The following is a 23,053-nucleotide window of genomic DNA, read 5'->3' on the forward strand; positions in this document are numbered from 1 at the left end:
TGCACAAACCGGAAGACAGAGTACGCGAAGTCTTACAGGTTTCGAGACATCAGCGACCGGAACACGAAGGCATGACGCGCAATGCAGGGCCTACTCGCCATCCACTTGGCACCCGGCCCTGGTTTGACAGCCTCTACTCCTCGCGGCCCTCGTTTTCCCGATCGCGCTCGTAGTGTCTGGAAATCGGAAATTCCGGCAGCCAGGCTTCGCGGCGGATGGTCCAGAGTTCGTAGGTCGGGGTCATTTGGTCGGGTGCGTCCAGTGCTCCCAGATGCACCTCGGTTTCATCACCCGTTTGCGAAAAAACGGACGACCCGCACCGAGGACAGAAAAAGCGCCCCCGATACGCGCCCGTTTCTCCTTCGTGGCTTACGGCATCCTGCGGAAAGACAGCAGAGGCGTGGAACAGCGCCCCGTGGTGCTTGCGGCAGTCAAGACAATGGCAAAGGCCGACCCGATACGGTTCGCCTTCTGCCACGAACCGGACATTCCCGCACAGGCAGCCACCGGTGTATCGCTTCATGATCTCGTCTTCCTTCGGCCGTCTGGATGTCGCGCAAATCTGTTCGGACCTGTCGATACATGATCCGGCCGAGGCTGATCAATCCTCAGATGCAGCGTCCGCCGTCAACTTCCATCGCAACTCCGGTAATCATGCCCGCCTCATCCGAGCATAGGAAACAGGCTGCGTTGCCCATGTCTTCCGGTGTCGAAAAACGGCCGATGGGAATGGTAGAGAGGAACTTGGCACGCATTTCCGGCGTGTCTTCACCCATGAAGCTTTTCAGAAGCGGCGTTTCGCCGGCCACCGGGCAAATTGCGTTGACCCGCACGCCCGACGGGGCGAGTTCAACCGCCATCGTCTTTGTCGCGGTGATCATCCACCCCTTGGAGGCGTTGTACCAGTTGAGCCTGGGACGCGGGCTGAGGCCTGCGGTGGAAGCCACATTCAGGATCGCCCCCTTGCCGGCTTCCGTCATGGCCGGGACGAAGTGCTTCGCCGTCAGATAGACCGACTTGCAATTGACCGCGAGGACCCGGTCGAACTCTTCTTCCGTGACATCCTGCATCAGTTTGGGCAGATGCGTGATGCCGGCATTGTTGACCAGGATATCGACCCCACCGAGCAGCGAGGAGGCAACATCGGCCAAGTGGCTGACGCTGTCATTGCTGGAGACATCCGTCTTGATGGCCAGTCCGCCAACTTCCGCGGCAATTTCCTCTGCAAGGTCCAGGTTCAGGTCGGCGACCATGACCTTCGCGCCTTCTGCTGCGAACTTGCGCACGATGCCGGCGCCAAAGCCCGAGGCGCCACCCGTGACAATCGCCTTCTTTCCTTCAAGTCTCATGCAAACCTCCCGATCTTGGTTCCTTGCTCTCCAGCGTCATCCCGGCTGAGCGAAGCGCGAGCCGGGATCGGGGAGCTACATTCAATTGTTCTTTGTACGCGCATCGAATTGAGCGTCCGGGCGTTCACCCGTGAAACGCCGCAACGGTCTTCAGCGTGGTGAATCCGTAAAGCGCCTCAAACCCCTTTTCCCGGCCGTGACCGGACTTGCCCATGCCGCCGAACGGCAGCTCGACACCGCCACCGGCACCGTAATTGTTGATGAAAACCTGGCCGGTCCGGATCTTTTTGGCGAGCCGCATCTGGCGGGCACCGTCGCTGGTCCACAGGCTCGCGACAAGGCCGTAGTCCGTGCCGTTGGCAATCGAGATTGCTTCTTCCTCGTCGTCAAAGGGAATGATCACCTGCACCGGGCCGAAAATCTCGTCCCGTGCCAGCACGTGGCCGGGCGAAACGCCGGCAAAAAGGGTCGGGCAAACGTAGTTCCCGCCGTCCGGTGCGTCCTGCAACACACCTTCCGCCACCTTTTGCAGGTCCGCGCCCCGATCCAGAAAACTTGAGACGATGTCCTTCTGCTTGGCCGAGATCAGCGGTCCGACATCGAGATCGTTCAGTGCAGGTCCGACCGTCAGCGAACCGTAACGAGCCGCCATGCGCTCGGTCACCTGATCGGACACAGACCTGTGCACCAGAATGCGTGAGGAAGCCGAGCAGGTCTGCCCGGCGTTCTGGATGCCAGCGTTCACCAGAAATGGCAGGGCAGCATCCAGATCGGCATCTTCGAACACAAGCTGAGGCGACTTGCCGCCGAGCTCCAGCGTTACCGGCACGACATTCCGGGCTGCCGCCGTCTGCACCTGAACACCAGTTGCGACCGAACCGGTGAAAGAGATGTGGTGGACACGCGGATGTGCGGTCAAGGCCGCGCCGGCTTCCGACCCGAGACCCGGAACCACGTTCAGCGCACCGTCAGGCAAACCGGCCTGGCGGGCGAGATCGGCAAAGGCGAGCGCCGTCAGGCAGGCGTCTTCCGCCGGTTTCAGCACACAGGCATTGCCTGTTGCCAGCGCCGCGCCAACTGAGCGGCCGATGATCTGCATCGGGTAGTTCCAGGGCACGATATGCCCGGTAACGCCATGCGGTTCGCGCAAGGTGTAGACCGTGTACCCATCGAGATAGGGAATTGTCTCGCCATGGAGCTTGTCTGCGGCCCCGCCATAAAATTCCAGATATCGGGCAAGAGCGACAGCGTCTGCGCGTGCCTGTTTCAACGGCTTGCCGACATCGATGGATTCGATCCGCGCCAGATGATCGACCTTTTCCAGCACCAACTCGCGCAGGCGAAACAGGAACCGGCCCCGCTCGGCGGCGTTGGTCCGCCCCCATTCGCCTGCCATGGCGGCTTCGGCCGCATCGACCGCTGCATCGATATCAGTCGCTCCGCCACGGGCAATCGCACCGATGCGTGCCCCGGTCGAAGGATCGTTGAGCGGCAGTTCTCCGCCTCCTGCCGGCTCCACCCATTTTCCGCCGATCAGGCATTTGGCCGGATCGAACCAAAGGTCCAGTTCCTGGGTCATGGGTTCCTCCCCTAAAGGATGCCGGCCGGAAGGACCGGTGCGGCAGCAACAAGTTGTTGGGTATATGGATGGTTCGGCCGGTCGAAGACCGTGTCCGTCGGGCCTTGCTCGACAATCTTGCCGGATTTCATCACCAGCACCCGATCCGTTATCGAGCGGACCACGCTGAGATCGTGGCTGATAAAGAGGTAGGTCAGGCCAAACCTGTCGGCCAGGTCCGCCAGTAGGTCGAGCACCTGGGCGCGAACGGACACATCGAGCGCTGAAACTGCTTCGTCGAGAATGATCAGGTCCGGCTTGATGATGAGCGCACGTGCGATTGCGATGCGCTGACGCTGCCCACCGGAAAACTCGTGAATGTATTTATGGGCATCCGACGCGCTCAGACCGACGCTTTCAAGAGCTTCGGCAATTGCCGCGTCTCGCTCGGCCCCTTTGGGCGGGTCAGAGAGCAGATGGAAAGGCTCCGTGATCAGCCTGTCCACCCGCCAGCGCGGATTAAAGCTTCCATAGGGGTCCTGAAAGACCACCTGCATGCGCCGGCGCACGATCTGGTTGGCGTGGTGATGGGTGAAGACAGGCAGACCGTCGAACAGAATTTCGCCGCCCTGCACTTCTTCCAGACCCAGGATAGCCCGCGTCAGTGTGGACTTGCCGCAACCCGATTCACCGACAAGGCCGAGGCTCTCGCCCTTGCGGATCTCGAAGCTGACGCCATCAACAGCACGAAACTGCGTGGCCTTGCCCCACCATCCGTGTGTATGTCCGGTATAATCGCGCACGACATCACACACCTGCAGCAGGGGCTGTTCCAGCGTTTCGTTGCCGCGTTCGGGCACATGAGCGGAGGCTTCCAGCAACGCGCGCGAATAGGGATGCTGCAGATTGCCGAAGAGCGTCTTGGCCGGACCGCTTTCGACCACCTCGCCCTGACGCATGATCACCAAATCGTCGGCAAGGTCGGCCACGACCGCGAGGTCGTGGCTGATCAGCATCAGCCCCATACCGTCCTCGGCGACGAGACGCTTCAGAAGTTCCAGGATCTGTGCCTGGGTCGTGACATCCAGTGCAGTGGTCGGTTCGTCGGCAATCAGAAGCATGGGCTTGAGAGCAATGGCCATGGCGATGACCACTCTCTGGCGCTGACCGCCGGAGAGTTCGTGCGGATACCGGCTTAACGGAAACCGTTCCTGCGGTAGTTCCGCGCGTTGCAGGGCATCCGCTGCGCGAACCATTGCTTCGGCTTTCGAAACGCGCTCGTGGATCAGGATTGTCTCGGCAACCTGGTCGCCGATGGTCTTCAGCGGATTGAGCGCGGTCATCGGCTCCTGGAAGACCATGCCGACGTCCCGCCCGCGCAGGCCACACATTTCGGCTTCGCCAAGCGACAGGATATCCTTGCCCGACAGATTGATCGAACCGGTGCAGGAAGCGCCGCCCGGCAACAGCTGCAGCACGGAAAAGGCCGTGATCGATTTACCTGACCCACTCTCGCCGATCACCCCGAGAATACGGCCCGGCGCCACTTCCATTGAGACATTCCGGAGGATCTGAAGACCGTGAATGGAAAGCGACAGGTTCCTTATGGTCAGAAGGCTCATGTCCGGGCCCTCCTGAGTTTCGGATCGAGACTGTCCCGCAGGCCATCGCCAAGCAGGTTCAGTCCAAGCACCGTCAGAAGGATGGCAAGGCCCGGAAACAGCGCCAGATGAGGCGCGAGCGATATCATCGTCTGGCTGTCTGCCAGCATCCGCCCCCAACTGGCAGTCGGCGGCTGTGCTCCGAGGCCGACATAGCTGAGCCCCGCTTCGGCGAGAATGCCCAGAGAGAACTGAATCGTGCCCTGAACGATCAGGAGATTGGCGACGTTGGGCAGGATGTGTTCCAGCGAAATACGCGCCGAGCCTTTGCCCGCGACCCGCGCCGCCAGAATGTATTCCCGGTTCCAGAGCGACAGCGCGGCGCCGCGCGTCAGGCGGGCGAAGACCGGGATATTGAAGATGCCGATGGCGATGATGGCGTTGAGCGCCGACGCCCCGAAGACGGCAGTGATCATGACCGCGATCAGAAGGCTTGGAAACGCAAACACAAGGTCATTGGCGCGCATGATGATCTCGTCCATCAGGCCGCCTTTCCTGGCAGCTGCCGCAAGACCGAGCGGCACACCAACAGCCATGCCGATGCCGACAGCCACCAGGGCAACGGCAATGGACGTTCGTGCACCGACCATGATCATGCTGAGAATGTCCCGCCCGAACTGATCGGTACCGAAGGGGTGCAGCCAGCTTGGCGGCTTCATGCGGTTGGCGATATCCAGCACCGTCGTGTCATACGGAACCCAGACGAGGCTGATAAGCGCGGCGGCCGTGAACAGAAGCGTCAGAATGGCGCCTGGCAGCAGTGTGCGGCTGTGGAACAGGACGCTCATCAACGCCGCCTCCGCAGTCTCGGATCGACCCAGGCGTAGGCCATGTCGACAGTGAAGTTGACGACGATGACCGCAAAGACCAGCAGCATCACGACGCTTTCGACCACGATCAGGTCGCGCGCGCTGATAGACTGAAAGACCAGCCTGCCGAGGCCCGGCAGGAAGAAGACATTTTCAATGATGATTGCGCCCGCCAGCAGGAAGGAGAATTGCAGCCCGAGGATCGTCAGCACCGGAATGAGGGCATTGCGCACCGCATGACGCCAGAGTGCCTGTCCCTTGCTGAGACCCTTGGCACGGGCAGTGCGGATGAAGTCCTCTCCCAGCGTGTCCAGCAGGCTGGAGCGCATCACCCGTGTCAGGATGCTCGCCTGCGGCAGGGCCAGGGCGATGGCCGGCAGCGTCAGCGCTTTCATGGCAGCGAAGAATCCCGCGTCCCACCCGGGAAATCCGCCGGCAGAAAACCAGCGCAGATTGATGGCAAAAACCAGCACCATCAGCATCGCGAACCAGAAATTGGGGATGGCGATGCCGAGCTGGGTCACGCCCATGACGGCGCCATCGGCGTGGGAGCCCCGGCGCGAGGCAGCCCAGATGCCGGCCGGAAAGGCGATCAAGGTACTCAGCACCAGCGCATAGACCGCCAGCGGCAGAGACACCCAAAGCCTGTCGGCGATCATGCCTGCAACGGGTGTGCGATATGTGTAGGACGTGCCGAAATCGCCAACCAGAAGACCACCTGCCCAGGCTGCATAGCGCTCTAGGATGCTGCCGCCAAGGCCCAGTTCTTCGCGCAGGGCTGCAAGCGTGTCTTCCTGGGCGTTGAGGCCAAGCATGTAGGACGCCGGATCACCCGGCACCACTTCCAGCGCCAGGAAGATTATCACCGACGCGGCCACGAGGCTGAGCCCCAGGGACAGAAGGCGTTTCAGGAAATATTGCAGCATGAACGCGTCGCGTGCCTATCGGCAGTCAGATACCGGCAAAAGGAAAGGAGTGAAGGTGGATGCCCGCACACCGGGCGCGAGCATCCGCTTTGCGGTATGGGTCAGTCTTCCCAATAGACCGCCGTCAGATCCGTTGCCTGGGTCGGCTGGTTTTCCCAGAGCCCCTTGATCTTGGCGTCGGCGATGGTCGGGAATGCGAGCTGGAACAGGTAGGTGTTGACGTAGTCCCTGGAGATCGTCTCCTGGGCCTGTTTCAGAAGGTCGGAGCGTTTTGCCGGATCGTTCTCCGCCGTCAGATCGGCAATGAGCTTCTGGAAGTCCGCATTGTCATACTGGAAATAGTAATCCGGCCGGGCATAGATGCCGATATCCATCGGCTCGGTATGGCTGACGATTGTCAGGCCGAAATCCTTGCCCTTGAAGACCTGCTCAAGCCACTGCGCCCATTCCAGGTTGGTGATTTCCGTTTCGATGCCGACGGCGCGGAGCTGAGCGGCGATGATCTCCCCGCCCCGGCGGGCATAGGATGGCGGCGGCAGCTTGAGCGTGGTGGTGAAACCATCCGCATAGCCGGCCTCGGCCAGCAGCTTCTTGGCGAGGTCCGGATCGTACTGGCTGCTCTCCGTCAGATCGACGTAATCAGGGTTATGCGGTGCAAAATGCGTTCCGATCGGCGTGCCGTAGCCGAACATCGCGCCATCGATGATCGCTTGCCGGTCAACCGCGTGGGCAATCGCTTCGCGCACCTTGATGTTGTCGAGCGGCGGCAACTTGTTGTTGGCTGCAAGAATGGTCTCGCCTTCGGTAGAGCCGACCAGCACCTGGAAGCGGGCGTCGGCCTCGAACTGCGGCAGGTTTTCCGGCGCTGGAAAACCGACGAAGGCGTTGACGTCTTCCGCCATCACGGCCGCGAAGGCAGCCGTCGGATCGGAAATGAACTTGAAGGTGACCTTGTCGAGCTTGGCCGGTTCACCCCAGTAGTCGGCGTTCTTTTCCAAATCGATCCGGTCGCCCTGCACCCAGTCGGTGAACTTGAACGCGCCCGTTCCAACCGGCTTGCTCTTGATATCGCCAATGGTTTCCGGAGCGACAATAACCGCATCGCCCCAGGCCATGTTGAACAGGAAACTGCCGTTCGGCTCCTTGAGCGTTACCTTCACGGTCAGCGGATCAACCACTTCCACGCTCTCGATACCGGCAAACAGCGCTTTCTGGGCGTTCTGACTGTCGTCTGCGCGGGCACGATCGAGGCTGAACTTGACGTCGTCCGCCGTCAGATCCGATCCATCGTGAAATTTCACGCCGTCGTGCAGCTTGAAGGTATAGGTCTTGCCGTCCTCGGAAATCTCCCAGCTTTCGGCCAGCCCGGGATTGACCGAACCATCCGGACCGAAGCGGGTCAGGCCTTCGAAGACGTTGGAGTAAAGGACAGAATCAATTGCGCCTGCAGCGGCACCAGTCGGGTCCAGATGTGGCGGTTCCAGTTGCATGGCAACCACGATATCGCTCTTTGCATGGGCCATTCCCATGTTCGCTGCCAGCGCCAAAGCACTGACCAGACCCAATCCAAACTTACGCAAACGCATGACTTCCCCCTTTATTGAGGCTGCTTTCGCAAGGCCTTGCCAACAGCTCGATCAGCGAACGGCCCATGACCTTCGCAGAATCGAGCATGTCATCCACTCCCACATATTCGTCCGGTTTATGTGCCAGATCCAGAATGCCCGGGCCATAGGCGATACAATTTTTCAGTTTGCCGATACGATCGATATGCTTCTGGTCGTAGGTACCCGGGCTGACGACATATTCAGCTTCACGGCCCATGGTTTCGGCAATGGCCTTGGCGACGGTCCGCACGACGGGCGCATCCTTTTCGGTCATGGTGGGCAGCACCCTGTGCAGTTCCCGCAAGTCGTAGCGGAACTTGTCGCGCCGTCCTTCAACCGTCCTCAGAACTTCCAGGACTTCCGCCTGCACGTCGTCGATGTTCTCTTCCAGCAGGAACCGGCGATCGATCACCATCCGGCAACTGTCCGGCACGCAGGGGCTCGGAAGACCCGTGAAATCCGCATCGCCTTCCGATTGACCACCGTGGATGGAATTGATGTTGAGCGTCGACTGTTTCGCGCCTTCCGGCACCACCGGCATTTCGGTGCGCTTTTGCGCGAGCGCCGGAAACAGGCTCTGCTCCATCTCATCGATCACCGCTCCCATGTGCCGGACGGCACAATCGCCGAGGAACGGCATCGAGCCATGTGCGATCTCTCCGAATGTCTCCAGCTCGGCCCACCACACTCCTCGGTGTCCAAGGCAGATCCGGTCCTTGTTCAGCGGCTCGGGAATGATGACATGCTGAACCCGGTCCGGACTGAAATAGCCCTTGCCTGCAAGATAGGCGACGCCGCCGTAGCCCCCCGATTCCTCGTCGGCCGTTCCGCTGATCTCGATAGCTCCGGCAAAGTCCGGACAGACTGCAAGGAAAGCCTCGGCTGCAACGATGCTGGCGGCAAGGCCACCCTTCATGTCGCAGGCGCCTCGGCCGTAAATCTTGCCGTCGACAAGTTCCCCGCCGAACGGATCCTTTGTCCAGCCATGCCCGACGTCGACAACGTCGATATGACTGTTGAAGTGCACGCATTCGCCCGGTCGGTCGCCATCCCGGCGCGCGACGATGTTCCAGCGCGGATACTTGTCGCTGTCGCCTGGCGTTCCATGCGCCCGGATCAGTTCGATGTCGAAGCCGGACCTGGACAGACGCTTCTGCAGATAATCGCAGATATCGCGGTAGTTCTCGCCGGGCGGGTTGAGCGTGGGAATGCGCAGAAGGTCCTGGGTCAACGCGATCAGATCCTCGCGCCTTCCGTCGATCTCCCGGATCAGGTCGTCTGCTAGCGCCATCCCGTCTCAGCCTCCCCTTGGTAAAAGCAACGAGAACTATGCTACCGTCAAACTACGGTGCCAATACCGTAGGAACACGGTGAAACATGACAGACCTCGACCAACTGGCCTTCGAAAACGCGCCCATGGGTTTGGCGCTGACCGAAAACCGGATCATTCGTGCCTGCAATCAGACATTCGTTGAGATGTTCGGGTTCAAGAAGTCTCAGCTGATCGGGCAGAGTTTCCGGTTGCTCTACGGCACGGATCAGGAATTTCACCAGATCCGCGACATTGGCCTGGAGCCCTTGCGCCGGTCCCTGCCCTACACGGACGAGCGGTTGATGCGCCGGTCCGATGGAACGCCAATCTGGTGCCGGTTTCGGGCGCGAACCCTGACGCCGGAAACACCGCTGGCACGGATCGTCCTGAGTTTCGCCCTGATCGACAATGCTGCCGCCGGGCCGAAGCTGACACCGCGCGAACGAGACGTCCTGCTGCTTCTTTCCCAGGGACAGACCAGCAAGGAAATGGGCCGTGTCCTGAGCCTGTCTCCAAGAACCGTTGAGGATGTGCGCGCGCGCCTTCTGAAGAAGTTTCAGGTCAAAAGCGTTGCCGTGCTGCTGTCCCGGCTTTCCGGACAGTAGACGGCACGCTTCTGTTCGCTTGTTACTCGCCTGGTTTCAAACCATTAGGCTTGAAGGCCCCGCCGAAGGGCGACGGATTGGCTTTCACCGGCGCTTCAACCGGCGCAGTGGACGCAGGTGCCTGGTTCTGCTGTTGCGCTTCCATCTTCCGGCGCTGTTCCTCCAGAAGTTCCTGCTGACGAGCGCGCTTGTCATCGAGGATCTGCTGTTTGCATACGCCAGCATCGTGCTGCGAACCCTGATAGGTGGCAAAACCTGCAACACCTAGAAGGATCACGAAGATCGTCAGCGGGTGGACGAGCGTCCGCAGAACCGGATTGCCGTAAATGCGGGAACGCGCAGCAGTGCCGGTCCGCATCACTTCCTTCCGCCGCATGTGGGCTTCGTGGACCACTGCCCCGATCAGCGTAACCCCGATGATGATGACCGCGAGCGCCGACAAGGAAGGGTCTGTCCCATGACGGACCTTGGAAGCCAGTGCCGTGGTGAACGTATTGCCGGAGAGGATCGTGAAGACGGTGGTGTTGTAGTTCTCGAAAGATGCCAGGAAGGTCAGGAACGCGGCAGAGCCGATGGCCGGCCACAGGAACGGCAACAGAATCTTGCGGAAGGCCTGTCCCGGGGTCGCGCCGAGATCGAGCGCGGCTTCCGTCAGGATCGGATCGAAGCGCTGCAGTCTTGCGAGAAACACCAGCATCGCATAGGCGGAAATGAAGGTGACCTGACCGGCAAGCGTCAGAAACATGCCATTGTAGAAGATCGAACCGTAGTCCGCCCCGACGGACCTGCCGAAGGCGCCCCAGAAGACGATGGTCGAGATGCCGAGAACGACGCCCGGAATGAGGATCGGCGTGATCAGCACCGTGTAGAGCGCCGCCCGCAGGCGCGGTCCGAGCTCCGATAGCGCAAGCGCTCCCGCCAGTCCGATCGGCACGGCAATGACCACCACACTGATGGCGATCACCAAGCTGTTGGCCAGCCCTCTCATAAGACGGTCATTGGCGAAGAGGACACCAAACCAATCCGTCGTGAAGCATTCCCATGGCGTGATCCGCGGGAAGGAGGACGAATTGAACGCCGTGATCACCATGATGATCAGCGGCCCGAACAGGAAGGTGAAGAAAAGCAGGGAGAAGCCTGCCGCGACCACGCCGCCGCCTGTGCCCCGGTTCATCGGCCGATCTCCCCGATGGAAACCTTGAAGATCCGCATCAGCATCATGACGAAGGAGATGCAGACAATCAGCAGGATCACCGCATAGGCCGAACCGCGTTGCCAGTTGGCGCTCTCGTTGAACCATTGGTAGATGAGCTGGGTGAACCAGAGATTGGAAGGACCGCCGAGGATCTGGGGGGCTGCAAGCGCACCTGCCGTCAGCATGAACACCATGGTTGCCCCGGAAGCGATGCCCGGCTTGGCAACCGGCAGCACCACCCGCCAATGCACCCGCCACCAGCTGGCACCCATGTCCCTTGCCGCTTCGATCTGGTTGCGGTCGAGCGCCTCGACGGCATTGAAGATCGGGAAAACCATCAGGAGGATGTAGGCATAGGTCAGCCCGGAATAGAGCGCGACGTCAGCCCGGATGAAATCGACGGGCTGATCCCACAGTCCCACCGACATGCCGATGCCGTTGATGAGGCCCGTTGAGCCGAACAGGACACGGAAGGCGAAGGCACGCAGGATCTCGTTGACCCAGAAAGGCACGATCAGGCCGATGACCATCATCCGCGCCGCCACGCCGGTGGCCGAATGAGCGAGAATGAAGGCGATCGGGTAGCAAAGCAGAATGTCGATACAGGTGACGAACACCGCCGCGATCAGGGTCTTGAACAGGATACCGATATCGAGCGTGTTTACCGTACCGTCGTTGCCTTGGAAAAAATATGAATAGTTTTCAAGAGTATAGACATCTTGCGGTCCACCGACTTCAGCTGCCGGCAGGTTGAACCGGAAGGAATAGTCGAGCATTGCCACCTGCGGCAGCGTGATCAGGCAGATGACCCAGAACAGAACCGCCACCGCGACGAACGATGCAGCGCCAAGACCATGCTTGCCGGAAATTTCCCTGAATACGTTTTGAAGCGCTTTCATCCTCACGCTCCCGCAAGTGCGCCATGCGGCAGGACGATTGCCTGCTCAGGCGTGAAGCCGAGCGAAACGGCACCACCGGAGAGATTGTCCGGCGCACCGCCAAGGTTGACCCGGGTGAGCCGAAGCTGGACACCGTTCGCTTCCAGGAACATCTGCCGTGAATTGCCTTCGAACTCTTCCTTCACCCAGTTCGCTGTCAAGCTGTTGGGGGCACCATCACCAAGGCTCAGTTGCTCGGGTCGAATGAACAGGATGCAGTCTTCGCCCGCCTTGTATTGACGCCCGCCTGCTGCCCTTCCCTGCAGGCGGCCGAGTGGCGTTTCAACGGAAACCAGCGCTTCCGACTGCTGGGCGACCTTGCCTTCGATGGCGTTGGTCTCGCCCACGAATGAGGCGACAAACGAAGTCTTCGGCCGATTGTAGATGGTTTCAGGCGGGTCGACCTGCTCGATAACGCCGGAGTTCATGACCGCAACACGGTCCGACATGGTCAGGGCCTCACCCTGATCGTGGGTGATATAGATGAAGGTCAGTCCGACGCGCTGCTGGATGGCGCGCAATTCGGTGCGCATGTGGTGGCGCAGTTTCAGATCGAGCGCGGACAGCGGCTCATCAAGAAGCAGAATATCCGGCTCGACCGCCAGCGCACGGGCAATCGCCACGCGCTGTCGCTGACCGCCGGAAAGTTCGTGCACCTTTTTGTCGCCGACACCGGGAAGCGCGATCATGTCCAGAAGTTCGTCTGCCCGCTTGCGCCGGTCCTTGCGACCGATCCCCCGGACCTCCAGTGGAAAGGCGATGTTGTCGGCAACGCTCATGAGCGGAAAGAGAGCAAGGTTCTGGAAGATCAGCGCCGTCGGGCGCTTGTTCGGGCCGATGCCCTTCATGTCCTGTCCGCCGATCAGCACCCGACCTTCGGACGGATCGGAGAAGCCGGAAATACACCGCAGCAAGGTGGTCTTGCCACAGCCGGACGGCCCCAGGAAGGAGAAGAACTCGCCGCCCTTGATGACGAGATGTGCATTGTCGACCGCGGTATAGGCCCCAAAACGAATGGAAACGTGATCCAGAACAATATCTTTTGTGGCCATGGCGCTCTCAGAAGGACGGCGGGAAAGGGAGACGGAAAAAGGGCGGCCGGGTGCCGGACGCATTGCGCCCGGCACCCGCCATTGAGAAAGCCGGAGAGGCCTTAGGCGGACAGGAACTTGTTGGTGTATTCGGTCCGCTTTTCCGAATACCACGGGGCTTCCGCCGGCCAGGCATTCAGGTTGTCCAGCGCTTCGCCCGGATAAGCATCGGCAAAGTTCTTGGCATAGATTTCGCCGCCGAATTCGGCCGCGCCGATTACCGGTGAATTGTAGCCGTGGGTCTTGATGGCTTCGCCGGCGAGCTTGGCGTCATAAGCCGTCTCGATGAAGGCGTAGATCTGGTCGATGTTCTTTGCTCCGGTCGGCATGGCAAGCCCATCGACCCAGGCCATCGCACCTTCCTTCGGCGCCCGGTACATGACCGGCTCACCAGCCGTTTTCAGGGCAAGCGGAGGTCCATCCCAGGTCTGGCCGACGATCACGCCTTCGTTCAGGAGACCGTTCTTCTGGGTATCCGCATCGTTCCAGATCAATTTGATGTTCGGCTTCTTGGCGATGGCGGCCTCAACGACCTTGGTCCAGACCTCGTCCATCTTTTCCGGGCTCTCGTAAGCAGCCCACATGGAACCCGGCTCCAGTTCGCCGCGACCTTCAAGGCCGAGACCGAGGCCAAGCAGCATGGAATGTCCACGGCCCATTGTCTTGCCGGCATTGGCTTCATCCCAGACATCGTAATAGCTTGGGAATTCGCCGCCCGGAACAAAGGCGTCCGTCCGCCAGGCAATGCCTTCCGTGCCCCAGATATGCGGCAGCCAGAAGACGCCCTTGCCGTCGAAGTTCCAGTGGGTTTCGCCAAGTGCCATTGAGGGGTTGACCTTGTCGAGCGCGACCTTCGACATGTCGAACGGCTGCAACAGGCCAAGTTCTGCCCACAGAAGGTTGCGGTTCACGGTCGGTGAAACGATGTCGAAGCCTTCGCCGTTGGTGGCCTTCAGCTTGTTGATGATCTCTTCGTTGGAGCCGATGCCGGTGAAGTTGATCTTGATGCCGGTCTTGTCCGTGAAGCCGTTGACGAAGCTTTCCGGCAGATAGTCCGACCACATCATGATGTTGATTTCACCGGACGAGGCCAGCACGCTGGAGCTGACGATTGCCGGCATGGACAGCCCTGCGCCTGCCGCGGCTGCGGTTTTCAGGAAATCGCGCCGCGTTGCGGATGCCCCCTTTTTAAAACTGATCATGACTTCCCCTTCACTGTTGGTCTCACCAAACTGTTCCTCGTTCTGGCGCGTTACAGGCCGCATTTTTTTGGAAAGGGTCGCATTGCCCGGACGATCCTGCGCCGCGTTGCAAGAAAGGATATTGCGGTGCAATATTCACCCTTAGAGCCAGAGAGTGAAAACTATGGAGCCAGAGGAATTGCCGGGCTTTGCAGGTTCGGGAAACAGCTTCAAACTGCCGCCCTCGGGCCAACCGAATTCAGGGACGACCAAAAAGTTCAAATGCTTGCGACCTATTTCGACACGCCCTTCGATCCGGGCAGACGATTGCAGCACCAGATTCAGGAACGGCTTATCGAGGCCATTCTGGACGGCGTGTGGCCCCTGCACGAACCGCTGCCGGCAACCCGTGTCTTTTCCAGCGAGATAAAGGTTTCCAGAAACACGGTCGCCATCGTCTATGAGAGACTGGTTGAGGACGGTTATCTTAAATCGGTCAGCCGGCGCGGGTATTTCATCAACGAACGGCACATCCGCGAACAGCTCAACATCCGGGTGGATGATCACGCCAAGGACATCCTGCCCACTGCGGAGCACCCGTTTAATCCGCAAGCCTTTCTGACCTACAGCTACGCGGCCCAGGAAAACATTTCAAAACCAGCCGACTGGCAGTCCTATCCCTACCCTTTCATCTATGGCCAGCTTGCGCCGGACAAGACATCCGTCGCGCGCTGGCGCGATTGTGTCCGGTTGGCAGGCACTGCCCAGCACGCCCCGACCTGGATCGGCGATCTGGTCGATCAGGACGACCCGATGCTGGTCAACCAGATCATCCGCCGGATGCTGCCGCAACGGGGCTTCCGGGCAGAGCCGGACGAGATTCTGGTAACCGTCGGCGCCCAGAATGCCCTCTTCCTGGTGGCACAGCTCTTTTGCCGGCCCGGGGTCAGGACGGACATGGAAGAACCCGGCTATGTGGACACCCGCAACATCTTCCAATCCTTTGGGGCAGAGCTGAAGTATCACCCGGTTGATTCAAACGGCATGCGGGTTGGAGACGAGCTGAAGGGGGCACGACTTGTTTATGTCACACCCGGCCATCAGTCCCCAACCAACGTCACCATGTCGATGGAGCGGCGTCTGCGGCTGCTGGCCCATGCCGAAACGCATGATTTCATCGTCCTGGAAGACGACTATGAGCATGAGCTGAATTTCATCGGCGCACAGAAACCGTCCTTGCGCAGTTTCGACCGTACCGGACGTGTCATCCACGTAGCCAGTCTTTCCAAGGCCCTGTTTCCGGGATTGCGGCTCGGTTTCATCGCTGCGGACAGGCGCATTATCAGAGAGCTTCGGGCACTCAGACGCTTGATGTATCGGCACCCCTCAGCACTCGACCAGCGGGCGATGGCGATCTTTCTGTCCGAGGGCCATTACGATTCCCATATCAGACGTCAGCGAAAGGTGCTGTCGCAGAAATGGAAGAAGATCTTCAGGCTCATCGAAACGCATTTGCCGACCTGTCAGGCAACGGTCACGACGGGTGGGTCAGGCGTGTGGATCAGGCTACCGGAGAGTATCCGCGCTGCGGAACTGCAATCGAGAGCCGCGCGGCAAGGTCTGCTGATCGAGGCAGGAGACGACCGGTATTTCTCCCCGAATAGTCCTCGAAACCGGATCCGCCTGGGCTTCGGTGCAATTGCTGAAGAAAAGATGGAGCCGGGCATCAAGTTGCTCGGACAACTTCTGGCGGACAGCAGGTAGCGATCCCGGCTCAAAGCCGGGATACCCCGCGACCGGCAGCTTACAGCTCTGCCTTGCCCAAGACCTTCTGGAGGACATCGATCATCATCGAGAGATCTTCTTCCGATGTAGTGAGTGCCGGGGCGAAGATCAGAGCATCACCGGTTGCTTTGACATGCAGGCCTTCGTCGAACAGCTTCCGCTGCACCAGAGATCCCTTTGCTCCCGGCGTTTTTCCCGGTGTCAGCTGAATGCCGGACATCATGCCATGACCACGCAAATCGTGGACATGAGGCAGATTGCGAAGGCTGAAAACGCCATCGAGGAATGTTGACGAGAGGCTTGCCGCCCTCTCGAAAAGACCTTCGGTCTTGTAGATGCCAAGTGTTGCCAAAGCTGCGGCGCAGGCAACCGGATGGGCGGAGTAGGTATAACCGTGCATCAGTTCCGGCCGATCCGCGGTGATGGAATCAATGACGGCTTTCTGGATTTCCGTCTTCACCGCGACAGCGCTCATGGGGATCGCGCCGTTGGTAATCGCCTTCGCCATCGTCATGACATCCGGTGTGACACCGAATTCCTGTGCCGCGAAGGCCGAGCCCGTCCGGCCAAAACCTGTGATGACTTCATCGAACACGAGCAGAATGCCGTATTTATCGGCGATCTCGCGCAGCTTCTGCAAGTATCCGACGGGCGGCACGATAGTGCCGATAGAACCCGCAATCGGCTCAACAAAGACCGCGGCAATGGTCTCGCCACCGTAGGTCTTGCAGATCTCCTCCAGATCTTCGGCAATCCACGCTCCGTCTTGCGGTTGCCCTCTCGTGAAGCGTTGATCCTCGTTCCAGGTGTGGCGCATGTGAACGACGTCGCAGGTAACGCCGGAAAAGTCCCGCCGGTTGTTGACCATGCCCGCCAGTGACGTGCCGCCAAGGTTGACCCCGTGATAGGCCCAGGCCCGCGAAACAAAACGGGTGCGCTGAGGCTCGCCTTTGGCCTTGTGATAGGCAAGGCAGATCTTGATGGCGGAATCGACGGCTTCAGACCCGGAAGACCCGAAAAAGATGCGGTCGAGACCTTCCGGCAGAATTCCGCTGAGCGCTTCGGCAAGTTCGAAGGAGATCGGCGCCGCGCGCTGGAAGTGCGGGGAATAATCCAGAACCTGAAGCTGCTTGTAGACGGCTTCGGCAATCTCCTTGCGGCCATGCCCCGCTGCACAGGTGAACAGGCCTGAAGATCCGTCCAGGATTTCCCGCCCCTCAGGCGTCCAATACCGCACGCCCTCCGCCCGCGCGAACATCTGCGGTTCCTTGTGGAAGAGACGGTTGTTGGTGAACGGAAGCCAGTGGTGATCCATGTTGATCGGCATCTGGGTCATGGCGCAGGGTCCTTCAGATCGGAGCAATCCCAACACTCCTAGGACCAGTCGCAAACCCGCCGTAGAGCCAGCGCTTGAATTCATAGGAGCCAGAGGCCCAAAGCCTGCTTTTGGCGTTGTGCTGGCAGGGCAGCTGCCTATGGTCCGATCAAGCGACTGTTTCAGATACATCGGAAAGGCAGGCTCATGAGCGGCACAATTCTCATTACCGGAACGACCTCCGGCTTCGGTCAGGCGATGGCCCGGCTGTTCGTGCAAAACGGATGGAAGGTTATCGGTACCGGCCGGCGCGCGGATCGGCTGGAAAAGCTGAAGACGGATCTCGGCGAGGCATTTCACGCGCTTGTCTTCGACATCATGGACGAAGCTGCAACAACTGCGGCCCTCGCCAGCCTGCCGGAGGACTTTCAGGAGATCGACATCCTCGTCAACAATGCCGGCCTTGCCCTCGGCACGGCTTCGGCACCGGCGACGAAACTCTCCGACTGGAAGACCATGATCGATACCAACATCACCGGTCTCGTCACCATCACCGACCAGCTTCTGCCGAAACTGATCGAGCGCAAGGGCATGGTCGTGAACATCTCCTCCATTGCTGCCAACTGGCCCTATCCGGGCGGAAACGTCTATGCGGGTACCAAGGCGTTCCTGCGCCAGTTCTCGCTTGGCCTGCGGTCGGATCTTCACGGCAAGGGGGTTCGGGTTACCTCCATCGAACCGGGCCTATGCGAAAGCGAATTCACGCTGGTGCGTACCGGTGGCAACCAGGAAAGCTACGATGCTCTATATGGTGGCGCCAACGCGATCCAGCCGGAAGACATCGCCAGCACTGTCTATTGGGTCGCGACACAGCCCCCGCATCTCAACATCAACTCGCTGGAACTGATGCCCGTCAGCCAGTCCTGGGCCGGCTGGCAGATCGCCAGAGAGGGCTGAAGAGAACCTGTGGCGGCGCTGCTCGTCCACGGACAAAGCGGATTTCTATCAATCTGTCCACATGCGCCTTGTCATACCAGCGAAGGCAGGGATCCAGTAATCGCATGAAGTCGCCTCTGCCCCTCACCGGCCACATAAGATACTGGATCCCGCTCTTGACGCTGACGCGACAAACCGGGACGACACGCAGGAGATGCCGTGCGCCCCTTCTTCAAAAACGTCAACGGCCGAACGCGTTCCCGCGTCCGGCCGTGACTGTTCATACAAGATCCCGATTGATCAGGCCTTGGTCACCTTCTGGGTCTGGCTGCCCAGCTTGTCGATGCCAAGCGTCATGACTTCGCCGCCCTTCAGGTAGACCGGCGGCTTCTGTCCCATGCCAACACCCGGGGGCGTGCCGGTGGAGATGACGTCGCCAGGCTGCAGGCTCATGAAGCGGCTGAGATAGGAGATCAGGAACGGTACCCGGTAGACCATCGTCTTGGTGGAGCCGTTCTGGTAGCGCTTGCCGTCCACTTCCAGCCACATGCCGAGATCGTCGAAGTCGCCGACTTCATCCGGCGTTACCAGCCAGGGGCCGATCGGGCCGAAGGTATCGCATCCCTTGCCCTTGTCCCAGGTGCCGGACCGTTCGATCTGGAATTCGCGTTCGGAGACATCGTTGATCACGCAGAATCCGGCGACATGGCTCATCGCATCGGCTTCCTCAATATAGGCACCGCCCTTGCCGATCACGACGCCGAGTTCGACTTCCCAGTCGGTTTTCTGCGAGCCGCGCGGGATCTTGACGTCGTCGTCCGGACCGACAATGGCCGAGGTCCACTTGTTGAAGACCACCGGTTCCGGCGGCACATCCATGCCGGATTCGGCAGCGTGGTCGGCATAGTTGAGGCCGATACATATGAACTTGCCGATATTACCGACGCAAGGTCCGACGCGCAGGTCCTGCTGCGGAGCGCCCTCCACCAGTGGCAGCGAAGCGACGTCGAGCCCCTGCAGGCGTTGAATGCTTTCAGGCAGAAGAGCATCGCCGGCGATATCCGCGACAACGGAAGAAAGATCACGAACGCGGTTGTCGGCATCGAGAACTCCGGGTTTTTCCTGTCCCGGAGCGCCAAATCTCAGCAATTTCATAAAGGATCGTCCTTGAATGGTTGGAGCCCGGTTGCGCGAGCAACCGGGCTCGATGGGGTTGGTTACGACAAAATCGATCAGTCGTACAAGACAGCAGCGATCTTCGGATCGTCAATGTTGGATTTGTCGTAGTAGTAGAAGCCGGTGTCGATATGCGCCGGAACTTCCTTGCCCTGCGATGCTTCGAGGGCTGCTTTCACGGTCTCGTAGCCGATGCCGACCGGGTTCTGGGTGATCGCACCGGCCATGACGCCGTTGCGGATCGCATCCTTCTGGGCCTTGCCACTGTCGTAGCCGATGATGACCACATCGGACTTGCCCATTTCAGAGACACCGTTGACCACACCAAGGGCAGACCCTTCGTTGGCACCGAAGATGCCCTTCAGATCCGGATTGGCTGTCAGGATGGCCTTGGTGAGTTCTGTCGACTTCAGATGATCACCGCCGCCATATTGAACGGTGACGACCTCGATATCCGGATGATTTGCCTTCATCTGGTTGACGAAACCGTCGACACGGTCGATGCCGGTCCGGCTGGTCTGGTCATGTGCCACCACGGCAACCTGGCCAGCTCCGCCGATCAGCTCTGCCATCTTGTCGGCAGCCAGTGCTGCAGCAGCAATGTTATCGGTCGACGCTGTCGACACCGGAATATCGCTGTCGACACCACTGTCGAACGCGATGACCGGGATTCCCTTTTCCTGAGCCTGCTTCAGAAGCGGAATGGCGGCCTGACTGTCGAGAGCGGCAAAGCCGATTGCCGTCGGGTTCTTCGCAAGGGCAGCGGCCAGCATGTCGATCTGGCGGTCGACCATGGTCTCATTGTCCGGGCCTTCAAAGGTGATGGTGACACCCAGCTCCGAAGCGGCCTGATCGGCTCCAGCCTTCACGGCCTGCCAGAACTGGTGCTGGAAACCCTTGGAGATGAGCGGAATGTAGGTTTCCTGGGCGAAGGCAAAGTTCCCGGAAAGCATCAGGGCAGCGGCACTTGCAGCTCCGATAAGAGTACGTCTGTTCAGCATATTCCTCTCCTGTGGTTGGGTTGGACGGAAGGTCCGGTACCGGGGTGTGACCACCCTCTTGTGTGTTGATGAAACTCAGGCTTTACGCCTGCGCACCATGTCCGCGTAAACGGCCAGGATGATGATTGCGCCGGTCACCACCGTCTGCCACTCCTGGGCGACGGACAGGACCCGCAAACCGTTGGTCAGGACGGCCATGATCAAGGCACCGATCAGGGTCCCGAGAACCGTTCCGCGCCCACCGGAAAGCGACGTGCCACCGATTACGACGGCCGCGATGGCTTCCAGCTCATACCCCAGGCCGAGCGCCGGCTGGGCAGAGTTGAGGCGCGAGGCGATCAGGATTCCGGCAATGCCGCAGATGGAGCCAGCCAGGGCGTAGACCGACATCTTCCAGAAATCGGTGTTGACGCCGGACAGGCGAACCGCTTCTTCGTTGGAGCCCAGCGCGAACGTGTAGCGGCCAAGCACCGTACGGCCGAGAATGTAGGACGCAGCCCCGGCCACAAGGAACAGGATCAGAACCCCGTTCGGGATCGGCAGAGCCGGGAAAATATCGCCTATCAGCGAGCCACGGGAAATCAGGTCGAAGCCAGGCGTGTCGTTGAAATAGATCGGCCGGGTTCCGGAAATCACCAGCGACAGGCCTTTCAGGATCAGCATCATGCCGAGGGTCGCGATGAATGGCGGGATTTTCATCTTGGCGATGAAGGTGCCCGAACACAGGCCGCACAGCGCACCGGTCGCGATGGCGGCAATCACACCGAGCGGCAGCGGCATGCCGAGATTGGTCAGAACGACGCCTGCGATGACCGCGCAGAACGTCATCAAGGTTCCGACGGAAAGGTCGATCCCGCCGGTGATGATCACCAGGGTTGCCGCAACAGCCAATACGCCATTGACCGAGGTCGCCTGCAGGATCGCGATCATGTTGGAGGTTTGCATGAAGTTGGGTGAAGCGATCGAGAAACCGATCAGCAGAAGAACCAGGCTGGCGAAGGCCAACAGCTTCTGGTGCGCCCCTGTCTCGATCAGACGTGCAACGAGCGACGGCGAGGAGGACGGGTTGACGGCGGTCATTGCTGGTATCCTTCTGGCTGCATGGATGGCGCCCGAAGCGTCGCCAGATGCATGATATCTTCCTGCGTGGTGGCTTCACCGCCCGGCAGGATGCCGGTGAGGCGACCTTCACACATGACGGCAATGCGATGGCTGAGACGCATGATCTCCGGCAATTCCGAGGAGATGACGATAATCGCCCTGCCCTCGTTGGCCAGTGCCTTCAGCAGTTTGTAGATTTCCGACTTGGCACCGACATCGATGCCGCGGGTCGGCTCGTCGAAGATCAGAATGTCGCAATCCCGGTACAGCCACTTGGCGATGACGACCTTCTGCTGGTTGCCACCGGAAAGCAGGCGGACTTCCTGCCGGTCGGACGGTGTGCGGATTTCGAGTTTGGCGATGTAGTCCTGCGCCGTCTTGCGCATGGCATCGTCATTCAGGACGCCAAACCGGCTGGAAAAACGATCGAGGCTGGCCAGCGCCACGTTGGTCCGAACATCCATGCCGGTGGCCAGACCGAAATGCTTGCGATCTTCCGAAAGGTATCCGATCCCCGCCTTCACGGCATCGGAAGGTTTCGATATCGAACGGGGCTTGCCGTGAACCCGGATCTCGCCGCTGTCGCGCGGATCAGCTCCGAAAATCGCCCGTGCCACTTCCGTCCGCCCGGCTCCCATCAAGCCGGCAAAGCCGAGAATCTCGCCTTTCTTGACGGAAAAGCTGACGTCGCGGATCTCGCGCCCCCTGTTCAACCCGCGTATGTCCAGCACCGTCTCGGCGTCGGACAGATCGGGGATCACGATGGCCTCGCTGGTCAGCTCCCGGCCCACCATCATGGAGATGATCTTGGAAACAGGCGTCTGCGCTGCATCAACGGTGCCGACATAGGAGCCGTCACGCATGACCGTCACCCGGTCGGCGATCTGTTTCAGCTCGTCCATCTTGTGGCTGATGTAGATGATGCCCACGCCATCGGCCTTCAGCCGGCGGATGATGGTGAAGAGTTCGGCGATTTCCGCATCATTCAGGGCGGCGGTCGGCTCGTCCATGATGAGGACGCGTGACCGGTAGGACAGTGCCTTGGCGATCTCGACCATCTGCTGACGGGCGATGGTGAGTTCACCGACGATCGTCTTCGGGTTCATCTTCAGGTTCATGGACTTGAAGATCTCGAGCGCCCGGGCGTTGAGCGCCGCCTCATCCAGACGGCCGAAACGCTTGCGCGGTTCCCGGCCGATAAAGATGTTCTGCGCGACCGTCAGATCATTCATCAGGCTGAGTTCCTGATGAATGATACCGATGCCCAGCGCCTGGGCGGCCCGTGGACCGTCGATCTCCACGGCCTGACCGTTGACCAGCAGCTCGCCGCCGTCCCTGGGGTAAATTCCGGACAAGATCTTCATCAGCGTCGACTTGCCGGCGCCGTTTTCGCCCATCAGGGCATGCACTTCGCCGCTGTTCAGGTCAAAGCTGACATTCTTGAGGGCGTGCACACCGGGGAAGCGTTTTTCGATCCCCGTCATCCTCACCAGATTTGTCATGCGCG

The 23,053-nt window shown here is 60.1% G+C and carries 20 protein-coding genes; 3 read left to right on the plus strand and 17 right to left on the minus strand.

Annotated elements, in window-relative coordinates; all coding sequences use genetic code 11:
- Positions 1–133: 133 nt before the first annotated feature.
- The 8 genes from HCG46_RS25715 to HCG46_RS25750 all read right to left on the minus strand — a co-directional run bounded on the left by HCG46_RS25715 (position 134) and on the right by HCG46_RS25750 (position 9,201).
- Entirely contained in the window at positions 134–523 is a 390-nt protein-coding gene (locus tag HCG46_RS25715) for a GFA family protein (protein WP_055659119.1), read from the minus strand.
- 85 nt (positions 524–608) lie between these two features.
- A complete protein-coding gene (locus tag HCG46_RS25720) occupies positions 609–1,349 on the minus strand; it encodes an SDR family oxidoreductase (RefSeq protein WP_022997670.1) in 741 nt (246 codons plus the stop codon).
- A 124-nt stretch (positions 1,350–1,473) separates the two neighbouring features.
- Positions 1,474–2,928, minus strand: coding sequence for an aldehyde dehydrogenase family protein (locus tag HCG46_RS25725; RefSeq protein WP_168687862.1), 1,455 nt, complete (start codon positions 2,926–2,928; stop codon positions 1,474–1,476).
- A gap of 11 nt (positions 2,929–2,939) precedes the next feature.
- Entirely contained in the window at positions 2,940–4,529 is a 1,590-nt protein-coding gene (locus tag HCG46_RS25730) for a dipeptide ABC transporter ATP-binding protein (RefSeq protein ID WP_168687863.1), read from the minus strand.
- The gene (locus tag HCG46_RS25735; protein ID WP_022997673.1) at positions 4,526–5,356 is read right to left on the minus strand and encodes an ABC transporter permease; all 831 of its coding nucleotides are present in this window, start codon (positions 5,354–5,356) and stop codon (positions 4,526–4,528) included. Before HCG46_RS25735 ends, HCG46_RS25730 begins: the two co-directional genes overlap by 4 nt.
- Positions 5,356–6,303, minus strand: coding sequence for an ABC transporter permease (locus HCG46_RS25740; RefSeq protein WP_022997674.1), 948 nt, complete (start codon positions 6,301–6,303; stop codon positions 5,356–5,358). The genes HCG46_RS25735 and HCG46_RS25740 overlap by 1 nt, the downstream gene beginning before the upstream one ends.
- 101 nt (positions 6,304–6,404) lie before the next feature.
- On the minus strand, positions 6,405–7,889 hold the full coding sequence (locus HCG46_RS25745) for an ABC transporter substrate-binding protein (RefSeq protein ID WP_168687864.1): 1,485 nt from the start codon (positions 7,887–7,889) through the stop codon (positions 6,405–6,407).
- Positions 7,876–9,201, minus strand: a complete 1,326-nt coding sequence (locus tag HCG46_RS25750; protein ID WP_168687865.1) for an acetylornithine deacetylase/succinyl-diaminopimelate desuccinylase family protein — start codon at positions 9,199–9,201, stop codon at positions 7,876–7,878. Before HCG46_RS25750 ends, HCG46_RS25745 begins: the two co-directional genes overlap by 14 nt.
- Positions 9,202–9,287: 86 nt before the next feature.
- Here HCG46_RS25750 and HCG46_RS28655 point away from each other — a divergent pair, with 86 nt between their 5' ends.
- Positions 9,288–9,827 carry a PAS and helix-turn-helix domain-containing protein gene (locus HCG46_RS28655; protein WP_062489274.1) on the plus strand — a complete coding sequence of 180 codons (540 nt, stop codon included), beginning with the start codon at positions 9,288–9,290 and terminating at the stop codon, positions 9,825–9,827.
- 22 nt (positions 9,828–9,849) lie between these two features.
- Here HCG46_RS28655 and HCG46_RS25760 read toward each other — a convergent pair whose 3' ends face one another.
- The 4 genes from HCG46_RS25760 to HCG46_RS25775 form a co-directional block, all read right to left on the minus strand.
- A complete protein-coding gene (locus tag HCG46_RS25760) occupies positions 9,850–11,001 on the minus strand; it encodes an ABC transporter permease (protein ID WP_168687866.1) in 1,152 nt (383 codons plus the stop codon).
- Positions 10,998–11,921, minus strand: coding sequence for an ABC transporter permease (locus HCG46_RS25765; RefSeq protein ID WP_022997679.1), 924 nt, complete (start codon positions 11,919–11,921; stop codon positions 10,998–11,000). Before HCG46_RS25765 ends, HCG46_RS25760 begins: the two co-directional genes overlap by 4 nt.
- A 2-nt stretch (positions 11,922–11,923) precedes the next feature.
- Entirely contained in the window at positions 11,924–13,012 is a 1,089-nt protein-coding gene (locus tag HCG46_RS25770; RefSeq protein WP_168687867.1) for an ABC transporter ATP-binding protein, read from the minus strand.
- Between the two features lie 101 nt (positions 13,013–13,113).
- Positions 13,114–14,253, minus strand: a complete 1,140-nt coding sequence (locus tag HCG46_RS25775) for a substrate-binding domain-containing protein (RefSeq protein ID WP_075282063.1) — start codon at positions 14,251–14,253, stop codon at positions 13,114–13,116.
- 261 nt (positions 14,254–14,514) lie between these two features.
- Here HCG46_RS25775 and HCG46_RS25780 point away from each other — a divergent pair, with 261 nt between their 5' ends.
- Positions 14,515–15,996, plus strand: coding sequence for a PLP-dependent aminotransferase family protein (locus HCG46_RS25780; RefSeq protein WP_022997682.1), 1,482 nt, complete (start codon positions 14,515–14,517; stop codon positions 15,994–15,996).
- 40 nt (positions 15,997–16,036) lie between these two features.
- Here HCG46_RS25780 and HCG46_RS25785 read toward each other — a convergent pair whose 3' ends face one another.
- On the minus strand, positions 16,037–17,353 hold the full coding sequence (locus tag HCG46_RS25785; RefSeq protein WP_205838706.1) for an aminotransferase class III-fold pyridoxal phosphate-dependent enzyme: 1,317 nt from the start codon (positions 17,351–17,353) through the stop codon (positions 16,037–16,039).
- A 186-nt stretch (positions 17,354–17,539) separates the two neighbouring features.
- On the opposite strand from HCG46_RS25785, the gene HCG46_RS25790 reads away from it, so the two are divergent.
- Positions 17,540–18,289, plus strand: coding sequence for an SDR family NAD(P)-dependent oxidoreductase (locus HCG46_RS25790; protein WP_055659098.1), 750 nt, complete (start codon positions 17,540–17,542; stop codon positions 18,287–18,289).
- 279 nt (positions 18,290–18,568) lie between these two features.
- Here the strand turns inward: HCG46_RS25790 and HCG46_RS25795 are convergent, their stop codons facing one another.
- From HCG46_RS25795 to HCG46_RS25810, 4 genes are all read right to left on the minus strand, one after another.
- The gene (locus tag HCG46_RS25795; RefSeq protein WP_062489284.1) at positions 18,569–19,423 is read right to left on the minus strand and encodes a fumarylacetoacetate hydrolase family protein; all 855 of its coding nucleotides are present in this window, start codon (positions 19,421–19,423) and stop codon (positions 18,569–18,571) included.
- 77 nt (positions 19,424–19,500) lie between these two features.
- Positions 19,501–20,445 carry an ABC transporter substrate-binding protein gene (locus HCG46_RS25800; RefSeq protein ID WP_022997686.1) on the minus strand — a complete coding sequence of 315 codons (945 nt, stop codon included), beginning with the start codon at positions 20,443–20,445 and terminating at the stop codon, positions 19,501–19,503.
- Between the two features lie 75 nt (positions 20,446–20,520).
- Positions 20,521–21,525, minus strand: a complete 1,005-nt coding sequence (locus tag HCG46_RS25805) for an ABC transporter permease (protein ID WP_006931376.1) — start codon at positions 21,523–21,525, stop codon at positions 20,521–20,523.
- On the minus strand, positions 21,522–23,048 hold the full coding sequence (locus HCG46_RS25810) for a sugar ABC transporter ATP-binding protein (RefSeq protein ID WP_062489288.1): 1,527 nt from the start codon (positions 23,046–23,048) through the stop codon (positions 21,522–21,524). Before HCG46_RS25810 ends, HCG46_RS25805 begins: the two co-directional genes overlap by 4 nt.
- Positions 23,049–23,053: the final 5 nt, after the last annotated feature.

Origin of the sequence: Labrenzia sp. PO1, from assembly GCF_012273635.1 — a bacterium.
Classification (GTDB): Bacteria; Pseudomonadota; Alphaproteobacteria; order Rhizobiales; family Stappiaceae; genus Roseibium; species Roseibium algicola.